This window comes from Vibrio sp. 1-1(7), from assembly GCF_013048485.1.
GTDB lineage: Bacteria > Pseudomonadota > Gammaproteobacteria > Enterobacterales > Vibrionaceae > Vibrio > Vibrio fujianensis.
The window spans coordinates 1199355-1226221 of record NZ_VHSP01000001.1 but is presented as its reverse complement, the minus strand read 5'-3'; the positions used below and the strand labels follow the sequence as shown (position 1 = coordinate 1226221).

General features: G+C 44.0%; 25 protein-coding genes. 5 read left to right on the top strand and 20 right to left on the bottom strand.

From position 1 onward, the window contains the following. Positions 1-100 precede the first annotated feature (100 nt). The 10 genes from ybeD to leuS form a co-directional block, all read right to left on the bottom strand. Complete coding sequence (ybeD, locus tag FKN05_RS05640) at positions 101-379, bottom strand: DUF493 family protein YbeD (protein WP_099612070.1); 279 nt, start codon at positions 377-379, stop codon at positions 101-103. Between the two features lie 135 nt (positions 380-514). Beyond that, a complete protein-coding gene (locus FKN05_RS05635) occupies positions 515-1681 on the bottom strand; it encodes a serine hydrolase (protein ID WP_161428162.1) in 1167 nt (388 codons plus the stop codon). Between the two features lie 98 nt (positions 1682-1779). Then, on the bottom strand, positions 1780-2571 hold the full coding sequence (locus FKN05_RS05630; RefSeq protein WP_099612071.1) for a septal ring lytic transglycosylase RlpA family protein: 792 nt from the start codon (positions 2569-2571) through the stop codon (positions 1780-1782). 5 nt (positions 2572-2576) lie between these two features. After that, the gene (rodA, locus tag FKN05_RS05625) at positions 2577-3698 is read right to left on the bottom strand and encodes a rod shape-determining protein RodA (protein WP_170887062.1); all 1122 of its coding nucleotides are present in this window, start codon (positions 3696-3698) and stop codon (positions 2577-2579) included. After that, positions 3695-5578: a penicillin-binding protein 2 gene (gene mrdA / locus FKN05_RS05620; RefSeq protein ID WP_161428163.1), complete on the bottom strand. Its 1884-nt coding sequence runs from the start codon at positions 5576-5578 to the stop codon at positions 3695-3697. The genes rodA and mrdA overlap by 4 nt, the downstream gene beginning before the upstream one ends. Before the next feature lie 6 nt (positions 5579-5584). Further along, positions 5585-6055: a 23S rRNA (pseudouridine(1915)-N(3))-methyltransferase RlmH gene (rlmH, locus tag FKN05_RS05615; RefSeq protein WP_099612073.1), complete on the bottom strand. Its 471-nt coding sequence runs from the start codon at positions 6053-6055 to the stop codon at positions 5585-5587. Between the two features lie 2 nt (positions 6056-6057). Continuing rightward, complete coding sequence (gene rsfS / locus FKN05_RS05610; protein WP_170887061.1) at positions 6058-6375, bottom strand: ribosome silencing factor; 318 nt, start codon at positions 6373-6375, stop codon at positions 6058-6060. Between the two features lie 60 nt (positions 6376-6435). Further along, the gene (gene holA / locus FKN05_RS05605) at positions 6436-7461 is read right to left on the bottom strand and encodes a DNA polymerase III subunit delta (RefSeq protein ID WP_170887060.1); all 1026 of its coding nucleotides are present in this window, start codon (positions 7459-7461) and stop codon (positions 6436-6438) included. A gap of 12 nt (positions 7462-7473) precedes the next feature. Further along, positions 7474-8076, bottom strand: coding sequence for an LPS-assembly lipoprotein LptE (locus tag FKN05_RS05600; RefSeq protein ID WP_099612076.1), 603 nt, complete (start codon positions 8074-8076; stop codon positions 7474-7476). A 111-nt stretch (positions 8077-8187) separates the two neighbouring features. Then, a complete protein-coding gene (leuS, locus tag FKN05_RS05595) occupies positions 8188-10764 on the bottom strand; it encodes a leucine--tRNA ligase (RefSeq protein WP_170887059.1) in 2577 nt (858 codons plus the stop codon). A gap of 122 nt (positions 10765-10886) precedes the next feature. Between leuS and FKN05_RS05590 the strand changes: the two genes are divergently transcribed. Continuing rightward, the gene (locus tag FKN05_RS05590; protein WP_099612077.1) at positions 10887-11357 is read left to right on the top strand and encodes a zinc ribbon-containing protein; all 471 of its coding nucleotides are present in this window, start codon (positions 10887-10889) and stop codon (positions 11355-11357) included. A gap of 27 nt (positions 11358-11384) precedes the next feature. Here the strand turns inward: FKN05_RS05590 and lnt are convergent, their stop codons facing one another. The 4 genes from lnt to FKN05_RS05570 all read right to left on the bottom strand — a co-directional run bounded on the left by lnt (position 11385) and on the right by FKN05_RS05570 (position 15518). Then, the gene (gene lnt / locus FKN05_RS05585) at positions 11385-12911 is read right to left on the bottom strand and encodes an apolipoprotein N-acyltransferase (protein ID WP_161428165.1); all 1527 of its coding nucleotides are present in this window, start codon (positions 12909-12911) and stop codon (positions 11385-11387) included. A 64-nt stretch (positions 12912-12975) separates the two neighbouring features. Continuing rightward, a complete protein-coding gene (corC, locus tag FKN05_RS05580) occupies positions 12976-13875 on the bottom strand; it encodes a CNNM family magnesium/cobalt transport protein CorC (protein ID WP_099612079.1) in 900 nt (299 codons plus the stop codon). Between the two features lie 81 nt (positions 13876-13956). Beyond that, complete coding sequence (ybeY, locus tag FKN05_RS05575; protein ID WP_170887058.1) at positions 13957-14421, bottom strand: rRNA maturation RNase YbeY; 465 nt, start codon at positions 14419-14421, stop codon at positions 13957-13959. Continuing rightward, a complete protein-coding gene (locus FKN05_RS05570) occupies positions 14418-15518 on the bottom strand; it encodes a PhoH family protein (protein ID WP_170887057.1) in 1101 nt (366 codons plus the stop codon). Before FKN05_RS05570 ends, ybeY begins: the two co-directional genes overlap by 4 nt. A 109-nt stretch (positions 15519-15627) precedes the next feature. On the opposite strand from FKN05_RS05570, the gene FKN05_RS05565 reads away from it, so the two are divergent. Next, complete coding sequence (locus tag FKN05_RS05565) at positions 15628-15807, top strand: hypothetical protein (protein ID WP_157928705.1); 180 nt, start codon at positions 15628-15630, stop codon at positions 15805-15807. On the opposite strand, the gene miaB is transcribed toward FKN05_RS05565, so the two are convergent. Then, on the bottom strand, positions 15781-17205 hold the full coding sequence (gene miaB / locus FKN05_RS05560) for a tRNA (N6-isopentenyl adenosine(37)-C2)-methylthiotransferase MiaB (protein ID WP_099612082.1): 1425 nt from the start codon (positions 17203-17205) through the stop codon (positions 15781-15783). The genes FKN05_RS05565 and miaB overlap by 27 nt on opposite strands. A 236-nt stretch (positions 17206-17441) precedes the next feature. On the opposite strand from miaB, the gene FKN05_RS05555 reads away from it, so the two are divergent. Beyond that, positions 17442-18599 (top strand): 2-octaprenyl-3-methyl-6-methoxy-1,4-benzoquinol hydroxylase, encoded by a 1158-nt coding sequence (locus FKN05_RS05555; protein ID WP_170887056.1) that lies wholly within the window; start codon positions 17442-17444, stop codon positions 18597-18599. Positions 18600-18687: 88 nt separating this feature from the next. Here the strand turns inward: FKN05_RS05555 and crr are convergent, their stop codons facing one another. From crr to cysZ, 5 genes are all read right to left on the bottom strand, one after another. Continuing rightward, entirely contained in the window at positions 18688-19197 is a 510-nt protein-coding gene (gene crr, locus FKN05_RS05550; protein ID WP_099612084.1) for a PTS glucose transporter subunit IIA, read from the bottom strand. Positions 19198-19325: 128 nt separating this feature from the next. Next, positions 19326-21050 carry a phosphoenolpyruvate-protein phosphotransferase PtsI gene (gene ptsI / locus FKN05_RS05545; protein WP_161428168.1) on the bottom strand — a complete coding sequence of 575 codons (1725 nt, stop codon included), beginning with the start codon at positions 21048-21050 and terminating at the stop codon, positions 19326-19328. Between the two features lie 146 nt (positions 21051-21196). Next, complete coding sequence (locus tag FKN05_RS05540; RefSeq protein WP_099612086.1) at positions 21197-21454, bottom strand: HPr family phosphocarrier protein; 258 nt, start codon at positions 21452-21454, stop codon at positions 21197-21199. A gap of 297 nt (positions 21455-21751) precedes the next feature. Beyond that, positions 21752-22720 (bottom strand): cysteine synthase A, encoded by a 969-nt coding sequence (cysK, locus tag FKN05_RS05535; RefSeq protein WP_170887055.1) that lies wholly within the window; start codon positions 22718-22720, stop codon positions 21752-21754. A gap of 141 nt (positions 22721-22861) precedes the next feature. Further along, a complete protein-coding gene (gene cysZ, locus FKN05_RS05530; RefSeq protein WP_099612087.1) occupies positions 22862-23608 on the bottom strand; it encodes a sulfate transporter CysZ in 747 nt (248 codons plus the stop codon). A gap of 228 nt (positions 23609-23836) precedes the next feature. Here cysZ and zipA point away from each other — a divergent pair, with 228 nt between their 5' ends. Both zipA and ligA read left to right on the top strand, forming a co-directional pair. Beyond that, complete coding sequence (gene zipA, locus FKN05_RS05525) at positions 23837-24664, top strand: cell division protein ZipA (protein WP_099612088.1); 828 nt, start codon at positions 23837-23839, stop codon at positions 24662-24664. Positions 24665-24727: 63 nt separating this feature from the next. Continuing rightward, a complete protein-coding gene (ligA, locus tag FKN05_RS05520; protein WP_170887054.1) occupies positions 24728-26737 on the top strand; it encodes an NAD-dependent DNA ligase LigA in 2010 nt (669 codons plus the stop codon). The last annotated feature ends 130 nt before the right edge of the window (positions 26738-26867 follow it).

Below are 26867 nucleotides of genomic sequence, written 5' to 3'. Positions count from 1 at the left end.
TCTGTAGGGTTATTTTAACTTTATGATAAATAAGAAAAAGCAGCCTTAGGCTGCTTTAAAAAATAATTGATTTTATTTAAAAATAATTGATAGCAATGTTTTATAGTACCATGCGCACGATGTCGATATTGCCGAGCTCTTGATAGAGTGTCTCAACTTGTTCGATAGAGGTGGCTGTAATGGTAACAGAGACAGAATGATAATTTCCTTTGCCACTGGGTTTGATTCGTGGGCTGTAATCACCTGGAGCATGGCGTTGAATCACTTCAAGGACCAACTCTGGTAGCTCAGGTTTCGCATGACCCATTACTTTATAGGTAAAGGAGCAAGGAAACTCTAGTAGATCTTTCAGTTTTGCATCAGAGTTTATTGTCATCATCGTAGAGACTCCAAGTTTGGCATCAAATTAAATGGTGGCGAATAGTACAGTTAATCAATCAAGAACTCAAGTTTGGGCAAGAGAGATGAACGGAGGGGATTTACTGCTAACCGTTCATCTATCATTGACACTTGTTTAGAAAAGCCCTTTAAATAGCAACACAATATAATCCCAAAGACGGCTAAATAAGCCGCCTTCTTTGACGTCTTCTAGTGCTATTAATGAGTATTGAGCGACATCCTTTCCTTGTAATTGATAGTAAAGCGTACCTACGACGTCGCCTTTATTAATTGGGGCTTTTAATTCTTTTTCAAGCACAAAGCTAGCGCTTAAATCTTTTGCTTGCCCACGAGGAAGAGTCACATAAGTATCTTCGTTTACACCGAGTGATACGGTCGATTTATCGCCCATCCAAATGGTTTCATCGACAAAGGTTTCGCCTGCTTTATGTGGTGCAACGGTTTCAAAGAAGCGGAAGCCATAACTGAGCAGTTTTTTACTTTCTGCTTTGCGCGCATTGATATCTTTAGTGCCCATAACGACTGCAATTAAACGCATTTTTCCTTCGGTGGCAGAGCTGACAAGGCTATAGCCTGCATTAGAAGTATGACCGGTTTTGATGCCGTCCACATTCATGCTTTTATCCCATAGCAACCCGTTACGGTTGTATTGAGTAATGCCATTATAAGTGAATTTTTGTTCAGAATAGAGCGCGTATTCATTGGGCACGTCTCGAATTAGAGCTTGGCCTAATAGTGCCATATCATAAGGAGTAGAGTAGAGGTTATCGTGATCTAATCCATGTACGTTAGCAAAATGAGTATTGCTCATTTTCAGTGATTCTGCCCAAGCGTTCATTAAATCAACAAAGGCATCTTCTGATCCAGCAATATGTTCTGCCATCGCAACACACGCATCATTGCCGGACTGAATAATAATCCCTTTATTCAAATCGCTAACTTTAACGGTTGTGCCCACTTCAATGAACATTTTCGATGAGTCTGGGTAATTTTTAGCCCAAGCATTGCGGCTAATCACAACATCATCATTGAGTGAAATATTACCTCGCTTTAGCTCTTGACCAATCACATAACTGGTCATCATTTTGGTTAAGCTGGCTGGCGATAATTTTGTGTTCATCTCTTTTTCAGCCAGAACTTTTCCTGAATGATAATCCATCAAAACGTAGCCTTTCGCTGCAATTTGTGGTGCATCAGGAATAACAACCGGTGATGCGAACACGGCAGTCGCAGAGAGCGCAATAGAAGACGCCAAAATAATGTGTAAAGTATTTTTTTTCATAGTGAATGCAAAACTGATTGGTTAGTTGTCCAGTATCCTAACAGAAACCGCTAGATAAATCAGGCCAGCATGGCGGTGATTCTCGTGTTGAACGGTGACTATTGCGTGAGATTTTTCCGAATAAAGGCGGTTTGATAACCGAGTGATTTTACTCGTTCTAAGGTTTGTTGCGTCAAGTTATAGTCAGTAAATGGACCTAAAAATATTCGATAGTGTTGATTTTCATGATCCACAAAGCTTGGCACGCTTAGCGTTTGACCTATTTTTTCTGCTAAAGTTCGTATATTTTGCTCGTGTTGAGAGGCGGCAACCTGAATGACGTAATCATGTTGTTGAGATTTTAGCGGTGTTAAAGCGGGTTTTTGTTTATTGATGACGCTAATTTCAACCTGAGCGGTCCCCGTTTGTAAAACGCCTAATTTATAGGCAGCGGCATAGCTTAAATCTATAATTCGACCATCATGGAACGGCCCGCGATCATTCACGCGAACAATGGTGCTTTTACCATTCTCAACATTCGTAACTTTGACATAAGACGGTAGCGGCAAGGTTTTATGTGCGGCACTCATGGAGTACATGTCATAAATTTCGCCATTAGAGGTTAAATGGCCATGGAATTTTTTGCCATACCAAGAGGCTTGCCCTGTTTCAACAAATCCTTCTGTGTCTCGGATGATTTGGTAGTTTTTTCCTCGCAATGTGTAATCTCGATTCCCTCCCAAACTATATGGTTCATATTGTGGTGTCGCATCCTCAATATGCTCGAGTGAAAGTGGTACATTTGGGGCGATATCATCATTTATTGAATAGCGTCCATTTGATGAGGAGCTACTGCAGCCCGAAAGGAAGGTCAAGGCGCTTAGCGTTAACAGCAGAGTCAGTAATTTCATCAGTATCAGTTTGCCTTCGAAAATGCTTTTCGGTGGGTATGAATAGACATCAAAATACCGAATCCGGCCATCAGTGTCACCATTGATGTGCCACCATAACTAATCAGAGGGAGTGGAACCCCCACCACAGGCAAGATCCCACTGACCATACCAATATTAACGAATACATATACAAAAAAGCTGAGCACAATACTTCCCGCCATCATCCGGCCAAAGGCTGTTTGTGCGTTGCTGGCAAGATATAAGCCTCGTCCAATAACGAATAGATAGACTGAGAGTAGGGCAAGCGTTCCGATCATTCCCCACTCTTCGGCAATGACGGCGAAAATAAAATCAGTATGGCGTTCAGGTAAAAACTCAAGGTTAGATTGGGTGCCGTGCAACCAGCCTTTTCCGGAAATTCCTCCAGATCCGATTGCTATTTTACTTTGGATAATATGGTAGCCAGCTCCCAATGGATCGGACTCTGGATTAAATAGAGTTCGAACACGAGTTTTTTGGTATTCATGCATCAAAAAAAACCATAATACTGGGACAAATGCACCGACTCCAATGCTGGCGGCTGCAATGATTTTCCAACTGATTCCAGCTAAGAAAATGACAAAAATCCCAGAGGCGGCAATGAGAATCGCGGTGCCCAAATCCGGCTGTTTAGCAATTAAAATAGTGGGAAAGAATACCATGAATAGCGAGACCGTTAAGGTCTTTAGATCGGCCGGAATAGGACGGTTACCAATATAGCGTGCCACCATTAGTGGAACCGCCAATTTTAGTAATTCAGACGGTTGAAAGCGTACGAATCCTAAGTTTAGCCAACGTTGAGCGCCTTTTGATATTTCGCCAAAAAATAACACTCCCAGCAGTAATAAGGCTCCAACAAAAAAGAGCAGTGGAGCTAGACGTTCATAGTTACGAGGAGAGATTTGAGCTAGCCCAACCATGATTAACAGTGCCATCCCCATCCGCATGGCTTGACGATCCATCATGGCAAGGCTTTGGCCACTGGCGCTGTACATGACAACAAGCCCAAATAACATTAAAACTAATAAGCCAAGTAAGAGTGGAAGATCAATGTGTAGTTTCTCAAAAAAAGCACGATTTCGGCCAGTGGCAGGATCCATCTTCATTGTTTGCCCTCTTTTTCTGCCAAGATTACGTGATCGAAAATTTGTCTAACAGGGGGGCCACCATTACTTGATCCCCCTCCTGCATTTTCTAGTACAAGGGTAACGACCAATTCGGGGTTCTCGATAGGGGCAAACCCTGTAAATAGTGCATGGTCACGTAGGTGTTCTGAGAGTTCTTCGGCGTTGTACTCTTGGCCCTCTGCCAAACCGAACACTTGAGCCGTACCTGATTTACCGGCACTTTTGTATTTTAATCCTTTGAATGCTCGGCGCGCGGTACCGCGTTTCCCGTGGTTGACTAAATACATGCCTTCTATTGCCATGTCCCAGTATTTTTCTGGAACTTCGTTAATCGCTGGATAGGTGACATATTCAGTTTCTTTTTGGGTTGAAAAAGGTTCACCATTATTGATGGTTGAGCGTAGTAAGTGAGGCGCAATGACTTTTCCCTTATTGGCAACTACCGAGGTGGCTTTGGCTAACTGCATCGGTGTTGCTGTCCAATAGCCTTGACCAATACCCACTGGAATGGTATCGCCTTGGTACCAAGGTGTTTTATGACGTGCCATTTTCCACTCACGGGTTGGCATATTGGCTTTGCTTTCTTCATAGATATCGATACCAGTATAATCTCCAAAACCAAAGCGCATCATCCAGTTTGATAAGCTATCGATTCCCATATCATAGGCAATTTGGTAGAAGAATGTATCGACCGACTCTTCTAATGCTTTGATAATATCGACTCGACCATGCCCCCAACGTAACCAATCTCGAAATGGGCGAGTGTTGGAGTTGGGAATTCGCCAGTATCCGGGGTCATTCCGTGTGGTATTGGGGGTAATAATTTTATCGTTCAGTGCTGCGACCGCAATAAACGGTTTGACGGTTGAGCCGGGGGGGTAAATGCCGATAGTGGCTCGATTGACGAGCGGACGATTAATATTATTGAGCAGTTGATTGTAATCGTGTGACGAGATGCCGTGCACAAAGGCATTGGGATCATAGCTTGGGCTAGAGACCATCGCTAACACACCATTGTCTTTAGGATCAAGTACAATGGCAGAGCCTCGTCGTCCATCTAACAGTTTATGAACAAATAACTGTAACTTGATATCGAGGTTGAGAACAATATCCTTACCCGGAGTTGGTGGAACATATTTTAGGGTTCGGATGATCCGACCGCGGCTGTTTACTTCAACTTCTTGATAACCAGCCGTCCCATGCAGTAAATCTTCGTAATAGCGTTCAATACCCAGTTTACCAATATCTCGAGTGGCTTGATAATTGGCCGCTTTATCTTCTCGTTCTAGTCGCTCTAAATCTCGGTCATTGATACGTGAAACATAACCAATAACGTGAGTGAGTACCTCGCCATATGGATAAAAACGTTTAAGGCTCGCGCTGACCGAGACCCCCGGAAACTTATGTTGTTGAACAGAAAACTTAGCGACTTCTTCTTGAGTTAATTGAGTGAGCAGCGGAATCGCGTTGAATCGGCGTGTTCGTTGGCGATCTTTTTCAAACGCAGTGATTCTATCTTCCGGGATGGTGAGTATTTCTTGTAAGCGAGCAAGCGTATCTTCCATATCTGTCACTTGCTCGGGAATAATTTCCAAGTTAAAAACAGGTCGGTTTTCTGCCAGTAAGTGACCGTGGCGGTCATAAATTAAACCGCGATTTGGTGCTATAGGTACCACTTTTATACGATTATCGTTAGAGCGTGTTTTATAGTCTTGATACTGTTTGACCTGAATCGTGTATAGGTTAGTAATCAAGATGCCGATGGCGACGATAATCCCAATAAAAGCGACGATTGCTCGATGGCGGAACAATCGAGCTTCGGCTTGGTAATCTCTAATTGGACTGCGCTTACGTCTCATCGCTCTTTATTCTCTATGATAAGGATGATTCGCGGTGATACTCCATGCCCGATATAGGCTTTCAGCCATCACGACCCGAACAAGAGGATGAGGTAAGGTTAAAGGAGACAGTGACCAGCTTTGATCCGCTGCCGCTTTACAAGCTGGCGCTAAACCTTCAGGCCCCCCAATCAGGATAGAGACATCACGCCCGTCTAATTTCCAGCTTTCTAATTGCTCTGCTAGTTGTTCGGTGTCCCAACGTTTACCGGGAATATCTAAGGTGATAATCCGATTACCTTTAGGAACGGCGGCCAACATAGCTTGTCCTTCCTTTTGTAAAATACGAGCGATGTCAGCATTTTTTCCTCGTTTCCCTGCAGATATTTCGATTAATTCTAGTGGCATATCATGAGGAAAGCGACGGCGATACTCTTGAAACCCCTCTTCGATCCATGTAGGCATCTTAGTCCCAACCGCGATCAATTGAAGTTTCACTCTTAACTCCAAAGCTTTTCTAGCTGGTATAAGGCACGAGGCTCCTCTTGCATGACATGTAACATAGTGCTTCCCATGTCTAACACGACCCATTCACCTTCATTTTCTCCATCCACCCCAAGTGGTTGCATGCCAATTTTTTTTACTTCATTGGCTACATGTTCTGCAATTGAGGCAACATGGCGTTTTGATGTTCCGGTACAGATGATCATGTAGTCGGTGATACTTGATTTGCCTTGTACATCAAGGGTAACAATATCAACAGCTTTCATGTCATCAGCTTTATTAGCCAGAAAATGGGTCAAATCGTTGCGTAGCAAGGGGGTATCCTCTGAATCTTGATATTTGGTTATTAAAAAGCGCAACAGTATACCACGGTTTTAGTTTGGTAAAGGTAAGTTTGCTTCGGGTAAACAGAATTCTAAACTCAGTTGTTGTAATAATGGCCAAATGGATTGGCTATATTGGGTTTTCGCTTGTTGTTCGATACAGGTCAGCAATTGTAATAAATGGCGTAAGTGATGACCGGATAAGCGCTGTAAAGCGGCAGAATACAGTGGACGTTTATTTTGCCAAATACGGTATTGTTCAAAGACTCTAGCGATCGGTTGAGTCTTTATCGCTTGGCGCATGTGTAGCAGTTGAAATATTTCTTTTTGAATGGTGCGAATTAAAATGATCGCTTCAATATCTTCCGATGCCAGTTGACGTAGAATCCGCTGTGCTCGGTTTGCTTTACCTTCTAATAAGGCGTCCACCCAATGAAAGGCCGTAAAATGATTATGGCGACTGAGTGATTCTTCTAAGCGAACCAAGGTCAAGCGACCATCAGGGTAGAGTAAGGTTAGCTTTTCTAAACTTTGTGCCAAGGCAAGCAGATTGCCTTCGTGCCATTGAGCGAGCATTTGGACGGCTTCAACGTCTGGCTGTAACCCTAACATTTTACAACGGGTCATCACAAACTGAGGCAAGCGAGATAAGTCAGGCGTCAAGCAGTTCACCCAACAACCTAGGTTGCTGAGGGTTTTAAACCAGTGACTTGTTTCTTGTGCTTTGGTGAGCTTATTGCCGACCACAACCAGCAGAATATCTTGATTCAAGTGTTGCGCTAATGTGCTGAGTGTTTTCCCAGTTGCGGCATTCATGCCACTGTCAGGAATATCAATTTCAATTAATTGCCGACTGGAAAAAAGGCTCATTGACTGGCAGCGATCATAGACTTCATTCCAATCAAGGTTACTATCGGCGGTAAATTGGTATTTTTCTTCGAAACCTAGTTCTCTGGCTTTATGTTCTATCACTACTCGTGCTTCTTGAATCAGTAATGGCTCATTGCCTAGCACGAGATAGAGAGGGGCTAGGCTCCGACTTAAGGTCTCAGGAAGTTTATCGGCGTACACTTTCATACTGACACTCGATTATTTGGATCTGATAGCATTTGAATGATCCATTTTTGGCTCGCTATTTATGGAGTCTTCAGAGGTGGAAAGTGTCTCGGCTTTGTCAATATCTCCAGTTTGAATGGCAATTTTAAGCCGTGCCATCTGACGAATAATTTGGCTGGCAGCCAGCTTACGCATTTCATCAACGATCAATTCCCTTTCTACCGATTTCGCTAATGCGGTTAACGGGTTATCTAAGTAACTACGAGTGACGCTAGTGGAAAAGGTTTTTATTCCCAGTTCGGGAATTGTAACCCGGTATGAGGCGATAAATGTCAGCTCTTTTTCTGCTGCTCGAGTGTTTTGATAAAGAGACAGCGTTCGTTCACTGGTACTTTCATTGACTAAGTGCAAATTAGGGACGTCTGCGGAAGGTGCGACTAATTCGATTTCATTCATGCGTAGCTGATCTTTCACAATCCGTGTGAAAGTACTGAATTGATCGTAACTAGTCAAAGACATGGTATTGAGTTTTTCTGGGATATCATAATCCCCACGTAATTGAAACCCACAACCCGACAGGAGCAGCGTCGTTAGAAGTAATAGTAATGTTGGTATTGACGAAAATTTAAAACACATGGGGCGATGATTCTCATGGGTGAATTTACTTATCTTAACTTACCTGTTGGGATAGGCTGAGATAAGTAAACAGGATATGCATACCCTGTTTACAGACCATCATTAGCCTAATTAGTTCGCGACAAGGTTGAGTAACTTACCGGGGACATAGATGACTTTGCGGATGGTTAAACCGTCGGTAAACTTCTTAACATTTTCATCCTGTAAACCTAATGCTTCAACTTGTTCCTTGCTGGCATCGGCGGCAACCGTCAATTTTCCACGTAATTTACCATTTACTTGCAGAACAATCAGTTTTTGATCTTCAACTAATGCGGCTTCGTCGTAAGTTGGCCAGGTTGCTTGGTCAATGTCCACTTCGCCGAGCGCTTGCCACATTTCAAAACAGATGTGTGGCGCGATAGGGTAAAGCATTACGGTGATTGCTTTAGCAGCTTCATCGATAATGGCTCGATCTTGTTCAGACTCTTGTGGGGCTTTAGTGAGTTTATTCATCAGCTCCATAATCGCAGCAATCGCTGTATTAAATGTTTGACGACGAGCAATATCATCAGTCACTTTAGCAATGGTTTTATGCACATCACGACGCAGTGCTTTTTGGTCGGCATTTAATGCATCGCTTTGTACCGCAACCGCAGCACCTTTCGCAGTATGTTCAGCGACGAGCTTCCATACTCGTCTTAGGAAGCGGTTCGCTCCTTCAACACCAGACTCTTGCCACTCCAATGTCATATCGGCAGGCGAAGCAAACATCATAAATAGGCGTACCGTATCTGCGCCATATTTATCGACCATCTCTTGCGGGTCAATGCCGTTATTTTTTGACTTAGACATTTTGATCATGCCTGAGTGTTCAACGGGGCGACCTTGATTATCCACCGCTGAAATAATGCGACCTTTTCCGTCACGCTCCACTTTGACCTCAGTCGGGGAAATCCACTCTTTGGTGCCTTTCTCATTGCTATAATAGAAAGCGTCAGCCAGCACCATGCCTTGGCAAAGAAGCTGTTTGAACGGTTCGTCTGAGGTGACATAACCAGCATCACGCAATAGTTTATGGAAAAAGCGTGAGTAGAGTAGATGCATACAAGCGTGTTCAATACCACCGATGTATTGATCAACCGGTAGCCAGTAGTTGGCTTTGGCTGGGTCTAAAATATCATCCGCTTGTGGTGAGCAGTAACGTGCATAATACCAAGACGATTCCATAAAGGTATCAAAGGTATCGGTTTCACGTAGGGCGGGTTGACCATTAAATGTCGTTTCAGCCCAAGTTGTATCCGCTTTTATCGGACTGGTTACACCATCCATGGTGACATCTTCAGGTAAGATAACGGGTAACTGATCGGCAGGAACAGGATGAACTTGACCATCTTCAGTGGTGACCATTGGGATAGGGGCTCCCCAATAACGCTGACGAGAAACGCCCCAGTCACGTAGACGGAAGTTAACGGTCTTTTTACCTTTACCTAGCGCTTCGAGTTTTGCTGAAATGGCATCAAAAGCCGCTTGGAAAGTTAGCCCGTCGAATTCACCAGAATCAAATAGTACGCCTTTTTCTGTATAAGCTTGCTGGCTAATATCTAACTCGCTGCCATCTTCAGGTTTAATGACGGGAATGATATCTAAGCCGTATTTGGTGGCAAATTCGTAATCGCGTTGGTCGTGTGCCGGAACCGCCATTACCGCCCCAGTCCCATAGTGCATTAGTACGAAGTTGGCGACATAGATAGGCACTTCACGGCCATTTAAAGGATGGATAGCCGTCAGGCCGGTCGCCATGCCTTTTTTCTCCATTGTCGCGAGTTCGGCTTCGGCAACTTTGGTGTTTTTACACTCATCAATAAATGCTGCCAGTTTAGGGTTATTCGCCGCCGCCTGTATTGCCAAAGGATGACCCGCAGCAATACCGACATAGGTAACGCCCATTAAGGTATCTGGACGGGTGGTATAGACTTCCAAATCCTGATCTTGGCCTTTAACTTGGAAGCTCAGTTCTACCCCTTCAGAGCGTCCGATCCAGTTGCGCTGCATGGTTTTAACCATTTCAGGCCAGCCGTCAAGGTTATCTAAATCATCGAGCAATTCTTGCGCGTAGGCGGTGATCTTAATAAACCATTGCGGGATCTCTTTTTGCTCAACAGGCGTATCACAACGCCAGCAGCAGCCGTCTTCTACTTGTTCGTTAGCGAGTACGGTTTGGTCATTAGGACACCAGTTTACTGATGAGGTTTTTTTATAAACCAGACCTTTTTCGTACAGTTTGGTGAAAAACTCTTGTTCCCAGCGATAGTATTCAGGACGGCAAGTCGCGAATTCACGGCTCCAGTCATAACCTAAACCCAGTAATTTGAGTTGGTTTTTCATGTATTCAATATTTTCATACGTCCAAGGTGCTGGTGCCGTTTTATTTTTAACGGCCGCATTTTCGGCGGGCAAGCCAAACGCATCCCAACCAATCGGTTGCATGACGTTTTTACCTTGTAAACGTTGGAAGCGAGAGATCACATCACCGATCGTGTAGTTACGCACATGCCCCATGTGCAGTCGACCACTTGGATAAGGAAACATAGAAAGACAGTAGAATTTTTCTTTATTTGGGTCTTCACTTACCACAAAGGTTTGGTTGTTATCCCAGTGCTGTTGAACTTTCTGTTCAATATCTTGCGGGTTATATTGTTCTTGCATCGATGACATCCGGTTATCTTGGAATTTGTGAGTTCGGTTCGAACAGGTACTTATAGATCAACATAGAATACCTAAAGCAGCCCAGCACAACAATAGCCAATCGGTTTTGATGGAGGTGACTTATGCGAAAAGAGACAGCAGGCTATGAGGCGTTATTGGAAGACGTGGTTGAAACCCTCAAACAAAGCCCACAAGAAGTAGACCGTATTATCGAAACATCCGGCAAAGTGGTTGCCGCCGCTAATGATTTAACCAAAGACGAATTAGCGTTAATTTCAGCGTATGTAAAAGCCGATTTAAAAGCTTTTGCTGCAGAGTATGAGCAAAGTAAAAACGGGCCATTTTATTTAATGATAGCGAATACCCTATGGCAAGGGTTGTTGGACATCACGGATAAAACTAAAGTGGAATGGGTGGAACTATTTCAAGATTTGCAACATCAAGGCCTTTATCATTCTGGTGAGATGATTGGTTTGGGGGTGTTAGTTTGCGAAAATTGTGCTCATAAAGTGGAGTATAATCATCCAACGGAAATTATGCCCTGCAGGCATTGTGGTAACACTCAATTTAGTCGTCAGCCTTTACAGCCATGAGTAAGGTCACCCCTTGAATTTATCATTCTAGGGGCGATGGATTGAGCGGCGACGATTCATCCCAAGGCTGATTGCCAAACTTAATCCACACCACATATAGAGCGGCCAGCTTCCCCATTGATGATAAGGAGTTTGTCCTCGAGTGGGGGTGATTTTTGCTTTGAGGACGCCAGTTTCAAATTGCGCCAGTTGGTGGGTGATTTTACCGTATTGATCGGTGATGGCCGTGACCCCATTATTGGTCGAACGTATTAAAGGCCTACCCAACTCTAAAGCTCGCATTCGAGCAATTTCCATGTGTTGCAGTGGCCCATTCGAGCGCCCAAACCAAGCGTCATTTGAGAGTGTGAGTAAAAAATCGGTTTGCTCGGTGACGTTGGCTCTTAGCTGTTCGTTGAAAATAATTTCGTAACAAAGGGCTGGGGCAAAGGCGAATCCCTTAGCGATGATATTGGGTTGAATATAATCCCCTCGGCTAAACGAAGACATCGGGAGATTAAACAGCGGCGCAAGAGGTCTTAGCCATGCTTCGAAGGGCACAAACTCACCAAATGGCAGCAAGTGATGTTTGTGATAGCGTTGAGTGACATCGTAGCGATACTCTGCATGTTCTGTCTCACCTAACGCTAAAATACTATTAAAATAATGTCCCTGCTGATCATGGTTTAAGATGCCGGTGATGACTGCGCTCTGGTTCATTTGTGCAGCAGAATCTAAGTTGCTAAGAAATGAACCAATTTCTCCTTCAAAAGCCGGGATGGCGGCTTCTGGCCAAATAATAATATCAGCATCCCAATTTTCACGACTCAGATCGGTATATTTCATAATGGTTGGCCAACGTTGGTTGGGATGCCACTTGAGTGATTGTGGAACATTACCTTGAACGATAGCCACTGTGATGGTTCTTTCCGGTTCAGGCGTGACCCAGGAGTGCTTCTGAAGGGCTAAAGCGCTCACAAAGAATATCAAAGGGAGCAACAAAGCTAGCCATGAGCGATTCAGAAATGAATAACTCAGAGAACTTGCACTTATAATGACAACCCAAGTAATCAGCTCCACCCCTCCGATCGGGGCAAAATAAGCCAATGGACTATCTATTTGACTATAGCCGAGCCATAACCAAGGAAAGCCGGTCATTATCCAGCCTCGAAGCCAATCGCAGAGTAACCAAAGGACAGGAGCGGTGAGTAAAAACTTAACCCAATGAGTGCGAGGGAAAAAGCGATTCAGTGTCCAACTAAAGAGCGCACTATAGATGGATAAATACCCGACCAGCAGTAACATCAGAGAGAAGCTGGCGATTTTGGGTAATCCGCCAAATGTATCGATACTAATGTGTACCCAACTGATCCCAAAGCCAAATTGCCCTAAGCCCCAACAATAACCAATCAGCGCTGCTTGTTTTGCTGAACGATGATGAAGCAGTATTAGTAAGAGGCATGGGCTAAGAATAGCGAGTGGCCAGACTTGATAAGGTGCAAAAGCTAAGGTGGTGAGTGCGCCGATAGATAAGGCCATCAGAGGCCGTATTAGGCGATGAATACAATTTTTCATCAACGGTAACTTTCTTAAGTAATCAGCTCAGCCAGAAGTTTGGCTGAGCAAGGTGGGCACTTTTTTACTCTTCCTGAGTTTCCGGTAGCGTTTCAAAATCAGGAATTGTCACTTGCAACTGAACCACTCGACGGCTATCTGCAGCGGTCACTTTAAAGCTGTAATGGCCAATTTCAATGACTTCACCACGAGAAGGTAAGTGACCGAATGCGGTCATGACTAAACCACCGACAGTATCGACTTCTTCATCACTGAATTGTGTACCAAAGGTATCATTAAACGACTCAATGGTAGTCAGGGCTTTGACCGCATAAGTATGCTTACTTAATTTGCGAATATCGAGTTGTTCTTCATCATCAAATTCGTCTTCAATATCACCAACGATTTCTTCTAGAATATCCTCAATAGTCACAAGGCCAGAGACGCCGCCAAATTCATCGACGACAATCGCCATATGGTAACGTTCCTCGCGGAACTCTTTCAGTAGACGATCAACGCGTTTACTTTCTGGAACCACCACTGCGGGTCGAATGACTTGTTCGATGTCAAACGGTGCGCTATTTGAGCCTAAGTATTTGAGTAAGTCCTTCGCTAATAGAATGCCTTCGACATGATCTTTATCTTCACTAATCACTGGGTAGCGAGAGTGCTGGGCATCTGTGATTAAAGCGACCAGAGAGTCCAAGTTGTCGTTACGTTCAACGGTCACCATTTGTGAGCGAGGAATCATAATATCTCGAACTCGCATCTCTGCAATTTCCATCACTCCCTCAAGCATATCTCGAGTGTCATGGTCGATGAGGTCATTCACTTCAGAGTCTCGGATCACATCCACTAACTCTTGGCGATCTTTGGGCTCACCCTGAAAGAGTTGACCTAGGCGTTCAAAAAAGGACTTTCTACTCGGACCTTCAGATTTTTCTTTTTTTCCTTCAGTAGAATGGGGCGAATTATCGTCGTTCATTGTGTCTCTTATTGATAACGCTATCAGATGTGTGATAGCTCACATTAAGCCGATGGGGACGTCAGTGATCCAATCCACCGCTTAGTTTTTCTCCGCTAAATAAGGGTCGTTAAACCCCATTTTTTGCATGATTTCGGTTTCAAGTGCTTCCATTTCATCAGCATCTTGATCATCGATATGGTCATAACCTAGCAGATGAAGGCTACCATGTACAACCATATGCGCCCAGTGGGCCATTAATGGTTTTTCTTGTTCAATGGCTTCTTGTTCGACAACGGGTTGACAAATTACCAAATCCCCTAAGAGATCGAGCTCGACCTCTGGTGGTGCCTCAAAAGGGAAAGAGAGCACATTGGTTGGTTTATCTTTGCCGCGATAGTCTAAATTTAGCTGATGACTCTCTGCTTGGTCAACGATTCGAATCGTCACCTCTGCTTGGTACTGGAAAGGCGTGATTGCCGCGGTAAGCCAGTTTGAAAAATCCTCAAAACTCGGTAAGTTTTGTTCATTTTCAACTGCAATTTGTAAATCCAGTTCAATACTCATGATTGATTTGATTCCTCAGGCGTTGATTGGGGCGAGGTGGGACTGGTTTCTTCCAATTTAGCGTCTCGCTCTTCACGTCGGCGTTGTTCATAAGCTTTACGTTCTTTTTGATCTTGTGCTTCCCATTTTTCATAGGCGTTAACAATACGTGCCACAACGGGATGGCGAACCACATCGTCTGATTGAAAAAAGTTAAAGCTAATTTCATCAACTTCGCTGAGCACTTCAATCGCATGACGTAGTCCTGAACGCGCCCCTCTGGGTAAGTCAATTTGGGTGACATCGCCAGTAATAACTGCACGAGAATTAAAGCCAATTCGGGTGAGGAACATTTTCATTTGTTCCACGGTTGTATTTTGGCTTTCATCAAGGATGATAAAGGCATCATTGAGTGTACGACCACGCATATAAGCCAGCGGAGCAACTTCAATGACATTGCGTTCAATGAGTTTTTCTACGCGCTCAAATCCCAACATTTCAAATAGCGCGTCATACAACGGACGTAAATAAGGATCGACTTTTTGGCTGAGATCTCCAGGTAAAAAACCTAATTTCTCTCCAGCCTCAACGGCAGGGCGAGTGAGTAGAATGCGGCGGATTTCTTGCCTTTCTAGCGCATCAACGGCTGCAGCGACGGCTAAATAGGTTTTTCCTGTTCCGGCTGGGCCAATACCAAAACTGATATCGTGGGTGACCATGTTGACTAAATATTGAGCTTGATTCGGCGTGCGAGGTTTGATTACCCCTTTTTTCGTTTTGATCAACACCTCTTTACCATGAGTGATAGCGGATGCCTGATGTTGCTCTAAAACCCCAGCCTCTTTAATCGCAAGGTGCAGCTGCTCAGGGTCAATATCAGGAATTTGGCCACGAACCGGCGCAGTATCAACATAAAGAGTTTTGAGGAGATCTATCGCAGCAGAAGCTGTGTGAGCTTTACCAACAACGGTAAACAGATTACTACGGTGATTGATCTCCACCCCTAATCGACGCTCTAGCTGTTTGATATTATCGTCGAAAGGGCCACATAAACTGGCTAGGCGGTGGTTATCAGAAGGTTCAAGATTAATTTCTAAGGTTACGACTTTATTGCTCAAATTGGCCTCTCAATCAGTCATTGAATGGTGCCCGATGATAACGGGCATACAATGACACTATGTGCTAGTTTGGTGGTAAAATCAGCTGCGCCGATTTTAGTAACTAAGCGTGAGTACTCCTTTCTCCGAGCGAGATCCCTGTGATCTTAAAGTTGCCACTAAGCTCAATCGCCCCAATCACATGGTCAGTGCTATGTTCATGGGGCATGCTTATCACCTATCGGCAACGCCAAGTGATTTTGGCATTAAAGTTCATCAAGGTTTATGGGGTGAAAGTAGCCACACCTAGCTCATCTTCACGACGAGTTTTAGCCATCATTTGTGATGGAGAAATCAGGACGCGAAGGTTCATTTCTTGTTCGGTACGCACCAGTTCCCCACGTAAGGAATTTGGGAACACATCGACAATTTTTACATCAACAAACTGGCCGATAAGTTCAGCTGGCCCTTCAAAGTTAACGACGCGGTTATTTTCAGTACGACCACGCAATTCCATCAGGCTTTTCTTTGATGGACCTTCAACTAAGATGCGCTGTTCAGTGCCCAGCATTAGGCGCGAGTAACGCATCGCTTGACTGTTGATCTGTTGCTGTAATTCGTACAGTCGTGCTTTTTTGGTCTCTTCAGACAGGTCGCATGGGTAGTCTGCGGCCGGAGTTCCTGGTCGAGGAGAAAAAATAAAGCTAAAGCTCATGTCAAAATCAACCTCACGAATGAGCTTCATAGTGTCTTGGAAATCTTTATCCGATTCACCAGGGAAGCCGACGATAAAGTCGGAGCTGATTTGAATATCAGGACGAGCTTTACGTAGTTTACGAATGATCGATTTATACTCAATCGCGGTATGTGGGCGTTTCATCATGGTTAAGATGCGATCACTGCCACTTTGTACTGGAAGATGTAGGAAGCTGACGAGCTCTGGTGTATCTTCATAGACGGCGATGATGTCATCTGTAAACTCTAATGGATGACTGGTCGTAAAGCGAATGCGGTCAATACCATCAATTGAGGCGACTAAACGTAGTAATTCAGCGAATGAACAAATGGTGCCATCGTGCATGGGGCCACGATAGGCATTGACGTTTTGTCCGAGCAGGTTCACTTCACGAACCCCTTGTTCTGCTAGTTGGGCAATTTCATACAACACGTCATCCATTGGACGGCTAACTTCCTCACCACGCGTATAAGGCACAACGCAGTATGTACAGTATTTAGAGCAGCCTTCCATGATCGAAACAAAGGCGGTTGGCCCTTCTGCACGAGGTTCTGGCAAACTGTCAAATTTTTCAATTTCAGGAAAAGAAATATCCATCACTGGGGCTTCGGTCGATTGAGATTGTCTGATCATTTCAGGCAAACGGTGTAGGGTCTGCGGCCCAAAAATAACATCCACAAAAGGTGCACGCTCACGGATATGATCCCCTTCTTGGGTCGCGACGCAGCCACCTACGCCAATCACTACATTTGGCTTTTTATCTTTTAATGTTTTCCAGCGGCCAAGCTGGTGGAAAACTTTTTCTTGCGCTTTTTCACGGATCGAACAGGTATTTAGTAGTAGGACGTCTGCTTCCTCTGGCTCTTCCGTTAACTCATAGCCATTTGCTGCATTAAGCAGATCGGCCATTTTGGATGAATCGTATTCGTTCATCTGGCAGCCCCAGGTTTTTATTAGCAGTTTCTTACTCATCTCACTTTCGCTCGTTCAATAATTCGTTCAAATAGGAATCCGCCATCTCAGCGGTAGCGGCGTATTGTACTGCTTTCGTTTGTGACTGACTAGTGATAGACAAAAATCTCTGCTAACCATTTGTCAGTACTTAGTTTTTTCCTTACTAACAGCAAGGTTTTTAGTGAAATATATTCGCAAAAAAAGCCTTAACACGTACAATGGGTTACAAGTAAAATTAACCTAAAGTGGCGAAGATGAACCCGTTTGATGTGATTGTAATTGGTGGGGGAATGGTAGGTGCAGCAGCAGCATTAGGCCTTGCTAAACAGGGGCGACGAGTTGCTCTGGTTGAAGGGGAGGCTCCAGTGCTGTTCTGTCCAGAGCAGCCGATGGATGTTCGAATTTCAGCTATTTCGCACACCTCCGTTGCGTTACTCGATACGTTGGGAGCATGGGAAGGGGTGAAGCAAAAACGAGTTTGTCCTTACCGCCGCTTAGAAACGTGGGAACATTCAGCGTGTCGAACTCGTTTTACTAGTGAAAGTTTAGGTTTAGCCCAATTAGGGTTTATGGTTGAAAATCGAGTGATCCAATTAGCCATTTGGGAACAGTTCAGCCATTGTCCTGAGTTGACCGTTTTTTGTCCAGATAAACTGAGTAATATCCAGTATCAAGCAACCGGTGCACACCTAGTTACCTTGCAGTCGGGCACAACGCTGGCAGGCGAGTGGATTATAGGTGCGGACGGAGCCAACTCTCAGGTTCGTTCATTTGCCCACATCGGAGTGACCGCGTGGGATTATCGTCAACATTGCATGTTGATTAATGTGCAGACAGAAAAACCGCAACAAGATATTACCTGGCAACAGTTTTTTCCTTCAGGCCCTCGCTCATTTTTACCGCTGCAAGGCCAGCAAGCTTCATTAGTTTGGTATGATTCGCCGAGACGAATCAAGCAGCTTATGAACTTGAGTGATCAGCAGTTAGGTGATCAAATAGTCAGTCATTTTCCTTCTGAACTGGGCAAGATCTCCGTGATTCAACGAGGGGCGTTTCCATTAACTCGTCGTCATGCCCAGCGTTATGTTAAGCAAAGATGTGTTCTTATTGGGGATGCAGCTCATACGATTAATCCTTTGGCGGGGCAAGGGGTTAATTTAGGTTTCAAAGATGTTGCCGCTTTATTGGCTGTGACACAAGGAGAGCAAAAGCTGACAGAGGAACGGTTTCAATGTTACGAACGCAAACGTCGTTCGGATAACTTATTAATGCAAACGAGCATGGATCTATTTTATAAAACCTTCAGCAATCATTCGCTTCCATTAAAACTGATACGCAATATGGTGTTAAAAGGAGCGGAGCATTCAGGGCCGATTAAAACACAGATTTTACGGTATGCGCTTGGACTTTAGGTTGGGTTTAAATAACTAATGGTAACAATCTCAAAATAAAAAACGCTGCCGGGTAAGGGCAGCGTTCCAGTCAAGATATCGTATTGAATTACTTGGTTACACGAAGTACAGGTGTTTCACCTACGGTTACCGAGCCAGACAATTTGCTAAGCTCTTTAATTTCATCCATGTTAGAAATAACAACAGGAGTCAATGTCGATTTCGCTTTCTCTTCGAGTAGAGCAAGATCGAATTCGATGATGGTGTCGCCGACTTTTACCGCTTGACCTTCTTCAGCAATACGTTTGAAACCTTCGCCTTTTAGCTCTACGGTATCGATACCGAAGTGAACAAATAACTCAACGCCATCATCCGATTCAATAGAGAAAGCATGGTTAGTTTCAAAGATTTTACCGATAGTACCATTTACAGGGGCAACCATTTTGTTACCTGCTGGTTTAATCGCAATACCATCACCAACGATTTTCTCGGCAAACACGACATCTGGCACGTCTTCAATGTTTACAATTTCACCAGAGAGAGGTGCAATAATGTCGATTGCACCTGCGTCAGCGCTGTCGTCAGAGACTAGCTTCTTAAGTTTGTCAAACAGACCCATTGTGTCATGCTCCTAACGTTTAAATTTATTTTATTGAAGTATAGTATACCAATCCCAAACAATAGACGACTATTTTTATACCCTTCAAGGAGTTTGCTCATCATCACCTATTGTAGGGGAGATTTTTCTTATTGGCACTTCTCTGCGATGAATTTTTCAACGCAAGCTTCAATTTCTGCCGCAGTTGGTAGAGATAATGCTTTCTGTGCCATTGCTTTTACTTCGGCAAAGTTCGAGTTACGGATGACTTTCTTCACTTTAGGGATAGAAATGCCACTCATAGAAAACTCGTCTAAGCCCATACCTAACAATAACAGCGTTGCACGCTCATCGCCAGCAAGCTCACCACACATACCGGTCCATTTGCCCTCTGCATGGGAGGCATCAATCACTTGTTTGATGACCGTTAATACTGCCGGTGACAGTGGATTATAGAGGTGAGAAATCATTTCGTTACCGCGATCAACCGCGAGTGTGTACTGCGTTAAATCGTTGGTACCGATAGAAAAGAAAGACACTTCTTTTGCTAAATGATGAGCAATCGCTGCAGCAGCAGGGGTTTCTACCATCACACCAATTTCGATGTTTTCATCAAACGCTAACCCTTCGCGACGAAGTTCCGCTTTATATTCTTCAATCGCTTCTTTTAGGGCTCGAATTTCTTCAACTGATATGATCATCGGAAACATGATACGCAATTTACCGTGTGCGGATGCTCGTAAAACACCACGTAATTGGTCACGTAAAATTTCACGGCGATCTAAACTGATACGGACTGCGCGCCAGCCTAAGAAGGGGTTCATTTCTTTTGGCAGGTCCATGTATGGAAGATCTTTATCGCCGCCAATATCCATGGTACGAATAATAACAGATTGCCCATCCATCGCTTCAGCGACTTCTTTATAGGCTTGATATTGTTCTTCTTCGGTAGGCAGAGCATCGCGATCCATAAATAGGAATTCGGTACGGTAAAGGCCGACACCTTCGCCACCATTACGGATGATACCGTCACAGTCTTTCACGGTGCCAATATTACCGCACACTTCTACACGATGGCCGTCAAGCGTTTCTGCGGGTAAATCTTTCAGCTTTGCCAACTCTTCTTTTTCCGCTAGGAAAGCTTGTTGAACTTGTTTTGCCTGCTCAAGCTCAGCTTCTGTTGGGTTGACAAAAATTTGGTTATTGATCGCATCTAGAACTAACGTGTCACCATTTTTTACTTGTTTGGTGATGTTGTTAGTACCAACAATGGCTGGCAGCTCTAAGGAGCGAGCCATAATTGATGTATGTGAGGTGCGCCCCCCAATATCACAGGCAAAGCCAAGCACGTAATCAAGGTTGATTTGTGCCGTTTCAGATGGCGTTAGATCGTAAGCAACCAGAATGACTTTTTCGTCGATATCACTAATAGATACAATATGAATACCAAGTGCATTTTTTACAAAACGAGAACCAATATCACGGATATCAGTTGCGCGTTCTTTTAGGTATTCATCATCAAGAGATTCAAGCGCGGTTGCTTGTTCTTCGATCACTGTGTAAATAGCGTTATCAGCAGAAAGTTTGTCGTTTTTGATGAGCGCTAAAATTTCTTCTTCTAGCTCTTCATCTTCAAGCAACATGATGTGGCCTTCAAAGATGGCTTCTTTTTCTTCACCAAAAGTTTCCAGCGCTTTTTGTTTGATTACTTCAAGCTGAGCCGCTGATTTTTTACGAGCGTCATAGAAGCGTTGAATTTCTGAATCAACTTGAGCGTCTGAAATGGTGTTTGTGTTTAGGACAATTTCATCTTCTTGAAGTAGTAATGCTTTACCTATAGCAATACCAGGAGATGCTAGGATGCCTGAAATCATAGCCTTACCTTAAATTGGTCAACTGTAAACGGGAGAAAATGGACGTTAGTGCTAACGATAATATGTAGCCTATTCTCGGACATATTTCCAATAAAGCCATTTTGTTGAAGACAAAATGGCTTGGATTTTCCAATAGGAAATGCTTATTAGTGAAGCTGATCCATGAGTGCAACTAGGTGGTCAACCGCTTCTTTAGCTTGAGGACCCTCTGCAGAAATAGTCACAACAGTACCTTTTACTAGGCCTAGCGTTTGAAGTTTGAATAGGCTTTTGGCACTCGCACTTTTACCGTTTGAACTTACGGTGATGTCTGCATCAAAAGCTTTTGCTTCTTTAACAAATTGTGCTGCTGGACGAGTGTGAAGGCCGTTTTCTGCCGTGATTTCTACTTGCTTCTCGTACATGTTTTATACCCCAATTAATTTAGTTTTTGTAAGTTGTTAACTTGCATAAGCTTAACCTTAACCGATCATTTCTGCTAGAGCAGTAAACGTATTTTCGTGTTAGAGCTTATCCTCGTCTAAAACAATCAACAGTTTTTATTCGTCAAAGCGAATGGTAACCCTTGATTCTAATCTAGTTGGCTTCTTTATTTTGAAGCTAAAAATAAAACACCCCGATATTACCAAAGGTGGGGCAAGGATCAACAAAAAAGCCCCAGTACGGGGCATTTTTAAACGAAAATTTGATTTCACCACATATTATTGTTGGTTTTCTTTTTCAGTGAAAATACCCGAAAATAGCGCAGTGCTAAGGTAACGTTCAGCCGAACTTGGTAGAAGAGCAACGATGGTTTTTCCTTCAAATTCAGGAAGTTCTGCAAGTCTATTAGCCGCAACGACCGCCGCGCCTGAAGAAATGCCAGCTAAGATACCTTCTTCTTCCATAAGGCGACGAGCCATGTCAATGGCTTGATCGGATGTGACCGTTTCAACCCGATCTATCAGTGTTAAGTCGAGGTTGCCAGGAATAAACCCGGCACCAATCCCTTGAATTTTATGTGGTGCCGGTTTGATTTCTTCACCAGCTAAAGCTTGAGTAATGACAGGAGATTCGGCGGGTTCTACGGCAACCGATACAATGGCTTTTCCTTTTTCGCCTTTTATATAGCGGCTGGTTCCAGTGAGTGTACCGCCAGTACCAACTCCGGCGACAAATACATCAACTTGGCCATCGGTGGCATCCCAAATTTCAGGCCCAGTGGTTTTTTCATGGATCGCGGGGTTGGCTGGGTTATCGAATTGTTGCAGCAGTAAGTATTTATTAGGGTTGCTTGCTACAATTTCTTCCGCTTTGGCAATCGCCCCTTTCATCCCTTTCGCCGCTTCGGTGAGTTCAAGGTTGGCACCGAGCGCTTTTAATAACTTGCGACGTTCTAGGCTCATCGACTCTGGCATGGTTAACGTTAATTGATAGCCACGTGCTGCAGCAACAAAGGCAAGAGCGATGCCAGTATTACCACTGGTAGGTTCAACCAGCTCTATGCCTGCTTTTAGTTTACCTTGCTTTTCTGCCTCCCAAATCATGTTTGCACCAATACGGCATTTCACGCTAAAGCTTGGGTTGCGGGCTTCAATTTTTACCAATACGTTACCTTTGCTCACCTTATTTAAACGAACAAGTGGTGTATTACCAATAGTTAGTGAGTTGTCTTCGTAAATTTTGCTCATGGTGATATTCCTTCATTACGCAGATTTAGCGTGTGATGCGTTGAGATAATTAGTCAATACCGTCTCAGAATAGAGTTTGCTGAAAGAAGGTAAAAGGACTAAAAAGTTATAACTTATTAAAGATTTAACGGTATTGAGCCGTTACCGCTTATATTCGGCTTTAAATTCATGCACCCACATTACCGTCGCGCCACAGACGGCGACAGGCATAATAAAAAGGTTAACAATGGGAACAGCAGTAAGCATTGAGATGATCATACCAAACCCATAGGCTTTGCTTTGTTTTTGTTTCAAACTGTTTCGCATGGTATTGAAATCGATTTTGTGGTTATCAAAGGGGTAGTCACAATATTGGATCGAGAGTATCCATGCGGTAAAAATAAACCATAGTAGTGGGCCTATGGTTTGTCCTAATGCAGGGATCAGCAGTAACAGAAATAACCCGATGGCTTTCGGGAGCATATAGGCCATTTTTCGGCATTCTCTTAGCAAAATTCGTGGGGTATCTTTAATCAAGGCCCAAATACTCATCTCACTGGCGGCTACACCAGTAATTTTTTGTTCGACTTTTTCGGCGAGCAAACCGTTGAAAGGAGCGGCAATAAAATTAGCTAATGTACTGAAAAAATAGGAAAACGTGGCCAAGATAGTCAAGGCTAGCACAGGCCAGAGTAAATAACTCAGCCAAGATAAAAAATCCGGTAGCCCGTCGAGCCATTGATTAATCCAACCATCGAGATGAGTCAATAAATAATACATGGCTCCACCCACGAGCAGTAGATTCGCCACAAGGGGCAATAGCACAAACCGCCGAATACCGGGTGAAAAAGCGAGTTTGAAACCTTCAGTGAAATAGCCAAAACCTGAATGTTGTGATGTGATAGGCATAGTCAATCCCCTGATAAACGAAATCGCATATTAACGTATATCTTCAACGTAACGGAGCGATCCGCGAAGAAAAATTAGCGTATCGACGCAACTTCTAACATTAAGTTGTTCTAAAGTAGGGGGGAATTTTGGTAAAGTAGCCCACTAAACTGATATATCTACCTTGGTAAACGTGCGTCATAGGCGTTAGAGCTCAGAACATCAACACCGAGAAACTGAGAGTTTAAAATGCAGGAATTGCGATTCGTACTCATAATTGTTGGCGCGCTAGCGATAGCCGCTTTGCTATTTCATGGTCTTTGGACTAGTAAAAAAGAAGGGAAGTCTAAGTTTGGTGATAAACCTCTTAGTCGCATTGCGGTTGAACGACATGACGATATGGCCTCCGAATCCGCGCAGGATGATGTTGTTCCTAAAGAAAGAAAAGAACCTGATTTTGGCTTATCTGGTCATGATATTGATCCTTTGATCGCTGATTATGAGTTAGATATCCCTGTCACTCCTGTGCGTCTTTCTGATGACGTTGATGAGCAAATAACTTTAGCACAAACCGAACCAGATCCTAATTTAGACAACTCTTCTTCCAGCGAATTTGGGCCTGTTGAAACGGCGGCTGTCGAGCAGCCAAAGGAAGAAGAGCTACAAGTGGTTGTCCTCAACGTTCATTGCGCTGGCTCAGAACCATTTATTGGAACCAAGTTATTTGAGAGTTTGCAACAAAACGGTTTATTGTATGGCGAAATGGACATTTATCATCGTCATGCTGATTTATCTGGCACAGGAAAGGTTTTGTTCAGCGTTGCGAATATGATGCAGCCAGGAACACTCAAGCATGATGACCCTGCTGAATTTGCGACCAAAGGTATTTCCTTTTTTATGACGCTGCCTTGCTTTGGTGATCCTGAGCAAAACTTTAAGTTAATGCTCAAAACGGCTCAGCAAATTGCGGATGATTTGGGGGCCAATGTATTGGATGATGCACGAAATCTGATGACGCCTGATCGTCTATCTGGCTACCGTAAACAGATCCAAGCGTTTAAAGCCAAACAGGTTTAACTGATTACTAGTCAATCAAAGGCTCCTAGTCGGAGCCTTTTTTCTTGATTCGAGAGAATAACGATGCAACACGTAGAGCAAAGATTACAAGAGTTACGGCAAATTCTGCACGAGCATGCCATACGTTATTACGTAGAAGATGCACCAACCATTCCTGATGCGGAATACGATAGACTCATGCGAGAGCTATTAGACCTTGAAGCTCAACACCCGCAATGGGTGACGGCAGACTCACCCAGTCAACGAGTGGGCGGTGCACCGCTATTAGGCTTTGAGCCCGTTGTACACGAGCTTCCGATGCTATCGCTTGATAACGCCTTTGAAGATGCGGAATTAGACAGTTTTTATCGTCGTATGGGTGAGCGTGTGGCCGGAGCGAAACAGGCTTCATTTTGTTGTGAGCCTAAGTTAGATGGGCTGGCTGTAAGCTTACTTTATGTCGATGGTGTATTGGTACAAGCTGCCACTCGTGGTGATGGTACAACAGGTGAAAACATTACTGAAAATGTTCGAACCATCAAATCGATTCCCTTAAAATTGCGCGGTACTGGTTGGCCAAAACGGATAGAAGTCCGTGGTGAAGTTTTTATGCCGAAAGCGGGGTTTGAGCAAATGAACGCGCAAGCATTGAAAAAAGGTCAAAAAGTTTTTGTTAACCCGCGCAATGCAGCAGCAGGAAGTTTACGTCAGCTAGACTCTCGTATTACCGCAACCAGACCATTGGCTTTTTATGCGTATAGTGTTGGGGTTGTTGAGGGAGGAGCGTTAGCGGACAGCCACTATGAGCGTTTTTTACAACTAAAACAATGGGGATTACCCATCAGCCCCGAAGCAAAACGGGTTGAGAATTTAGCCCAAGTCAAACAATACTATCAAGATATCGTGGAACGACGCAGTGAATTACCTTATGAAATTGATGGTGTGGTGATCAAGGTTGATGATGTTCTTTTGCAAGAGCGGTTAGGATTTGTTGCGCGAGCGCCTCGCTGGGCAATTGCCTATAAGTTCCCCGCTCAAGAAGAGATGACCAGGCTGAATGAGGTAGAGTTTCAAGTCGGAAGGACAGGAGCGATCACGCCAGTGGCAAAACTTGAGCCGATATTTGTCGGTGGTGTGACCGTGAGTAATGCCACTTTGCATAATGCCGATGAAATTGAGCGATTAGGGGTCATGGTTGGCGATACGGTGATTATTCGTCGTGCAGGCGATGTGATTCCACAAATCGTTGCGGTAGTGCTCGAGTTAAGGACTGATGAAGCGAGAGCAATATCTTTTCCCACGCATTGTCCCGTTTGCCATTCTGATATTGAACGAGTGGAAGGTGAAGCCGTTGCCCGTTGTACTGGTGGGTTAGTTTGCCGCGCACAACGTAAAGAATCATTGAAGCATTTTGTCTCGCGTAAAGCGATGGATGTTGATGGGCTCGGTGATAAAGTTATTGAGCAGTTAGTCGAACGCGATATGGTATTGACGCCCGCTGATCTATTTAAACTCCGAGCAGGCGAGTTAACTGTTCTGGAGCGGATGGGGCCTAAATCTGCACAAAATATTACTCAGGCGCTAGAAAAAGCAAAACAAACCACATTACCTCGTTTTTTATATGCGCTTGGCATTCGTGAAGTGGGGGAAGCGACAGCGATGAACCTTGCCCAGCATTTCTACAACTTAGAAGCCATTATGCACGCTTCAGTCGATCAATTAATTAAAGTGCAAGATGTTGGCATAGTAGTAGCTAGCCATATTCGAGCGTTCTTTAGTCAAGAAAATAATCAACGGGTGGTTGAAGAGCTACTTGAATTAGGGGTTCATTGGCCAATCATCGAGCCGAAAAGTGATGGGCAACCACAGCCACTAGCCGGAAAGACAGTCGTATTAACGGGATCGTTATCACAACTATCACGCAGTGAAGCCAAGGCTGCGTTGCAATCGTTAGGGGCGAAAGTGACGGGCAGCGTTTCTAAAAATACTGATATTCTATTTGCAGGAGAAGCTGCCGGTTCAAAACTACTGAAAGCGCAAGAGTTAGGGATTGAAATCTTAGCGGAACAAGATTTAATCAATCTGATCCAATAACGATAATTTCATAGTAATAGAAACCCTCAGTTGCTCTACTGAGGGTTTTTTATGTTTTTAAAATAACTTAGTTGTTCATGGGCAATTTGTCTGCAATTAACGATTCATGCTTGAGTTTTTTGTCACCTTG

Excerpts from the sequence above, each read along its gene's own strand:
- ybeD (WP_099612070.1), bottom strand. The coding sequence starts at position 379 with ATGATGACAATAAACTCTGATGCAAAACTGAAAGATCTACTAGAGTTT.
- FKN05_RS05635 (WP_161428162.1), bottom strand. The coding sequence starts at position 1,681 with ATGAAAAAAAATACTTTACACATTATTTTGGCGTCTTCTATTGCGCTC.
- FKN05_RS05630 (WP_099612071.1), bottom strand. The coding sequence starts at position 2,571 with ATGAAATTACTGACTCTGCTGTTAACGCTAAGCGCCTTGACCTTCCTT.
- rodA (WP_170887062.1), bottom strand. The coding sequence starts at position 3,698 with ATGAAGATGGATCCTGCCACTGGCCGAAATCGTGCTTTTTTTGAGAAA.
- mrdA (WP_161428163.1), bottom strand. The coding sequence starts at position 5,578 with ATGAGACGTAAGCGCAGTCCAATTAGAGATTACCAAGCCGAAGCTCGA.
- holA (WP_170887060.1), bottom strand. The coding sequence starts at position 7,461 with ATGAAAGTGTACGCCGATAAACTTCCTGAGACCTTAAGTCGGAGCCTA.
- FKN05_RS05600 (WP_099612076.1), bottom strand. The coding sequence starts at position 8,076 with ATGTGTTTTAAATTTTCGTCAATACCAACATTACTATTACTTCTAACG.
- leuS (WP_170887059.1), bottom strand. The coding sequence starts at position 10,764 with ATGCAAGAACAATATAACCCGCAAGATATTGAACAGAAAGTTCAACAG.
- FKN05_RS05590 (WP_099612077.1), top strand. The coding sequence starts at position 10,887 with ATGCGAAAAGAGACAGCAGGCTATGAGGCGTTATTGGAAGACGTGGTT.
- lnt (WP_161428165.1), bottom strand. The coding sequence starts at position 12,911 with ATGAAAAATTGTATTCATCGCCTAATACGGCCTCTGATGGCCTTATCT.
- corC (WP_099612079.1), bottom strand. The coding sequence starts at position 13,875 with ATGAACGACGATAATTCGCCCCATTCTACTGAAGGAAAAAAAGAAAAA.
- ybeY (WP_170887058.1), bottom strand. The coding sequence starts at position 14,421 with ATGAGTATTGAACTGGATTTACAAATTGCAGTTGAAAATGAACAAAAC.
- miaB (WP_099612082.1), bottom strand. The coding sequence starts at position 17,205 with ATGAGTAAGAAACTGCTAATAAAAACCTGGGGCTGCCAGATGAACGAA.
- FKN05_RS05555 (WP_170887056.1), top strand. The coding sequence starts at position 17,442 with ATGAACCCGTTTGATGTGATTGTAATTGGTGGGGGAATGGTAGGTGCA.
- crr (WP_099612084.1), bottom strand. The coding sequence starts at position 19,197 with ATGGGTCTGTTTGACAAACTTAAGAAGCTAGTCTCTGACGACAGCGCT.
- ptsI (WP_161428168.1), bottom strand. The coding sequence starts at position 21,050 with ATGATTTCAGGCATCCTAGCATCTCCTGGTATTGCTATAGGTAAAGCA.
- FKN05_RS05540 (WP_099612086.1), bottom strand. The coding sequence starts at position 21,454 with ATGTACGAGAAGCAAGTAGAAATCACGGCAGAAAACGGCCTTCACACT.
- cysK (WP_170887055.1), bottom strand. The coding sequence starts at position 22,720 with ATGAGCAAAATTTACGAAGACAACTCACTAACTATTGGTAATACACCA.
- cysZ (WP_099612087.1), bottom strand. The coding sequence starts at position 23,608 with ATGCCTATCACATCACAACATTCAGGTTTTGGCTATTTCACTGAAGGT.
- zipA (WP_099612088.1), top strand. The coding sequence starts at position 23,837 with ATGCAGGAATTGCGATTCGTACTCATAATTGTTGGCGCGCTAGCGATA.
- ligA (WP_170887054.1), top strand. The coding sequence starts at position 24,728 with ATGCAACACGTAGAGCAAAGATTACAAGAGTTACGGCAAATTCTGCAC.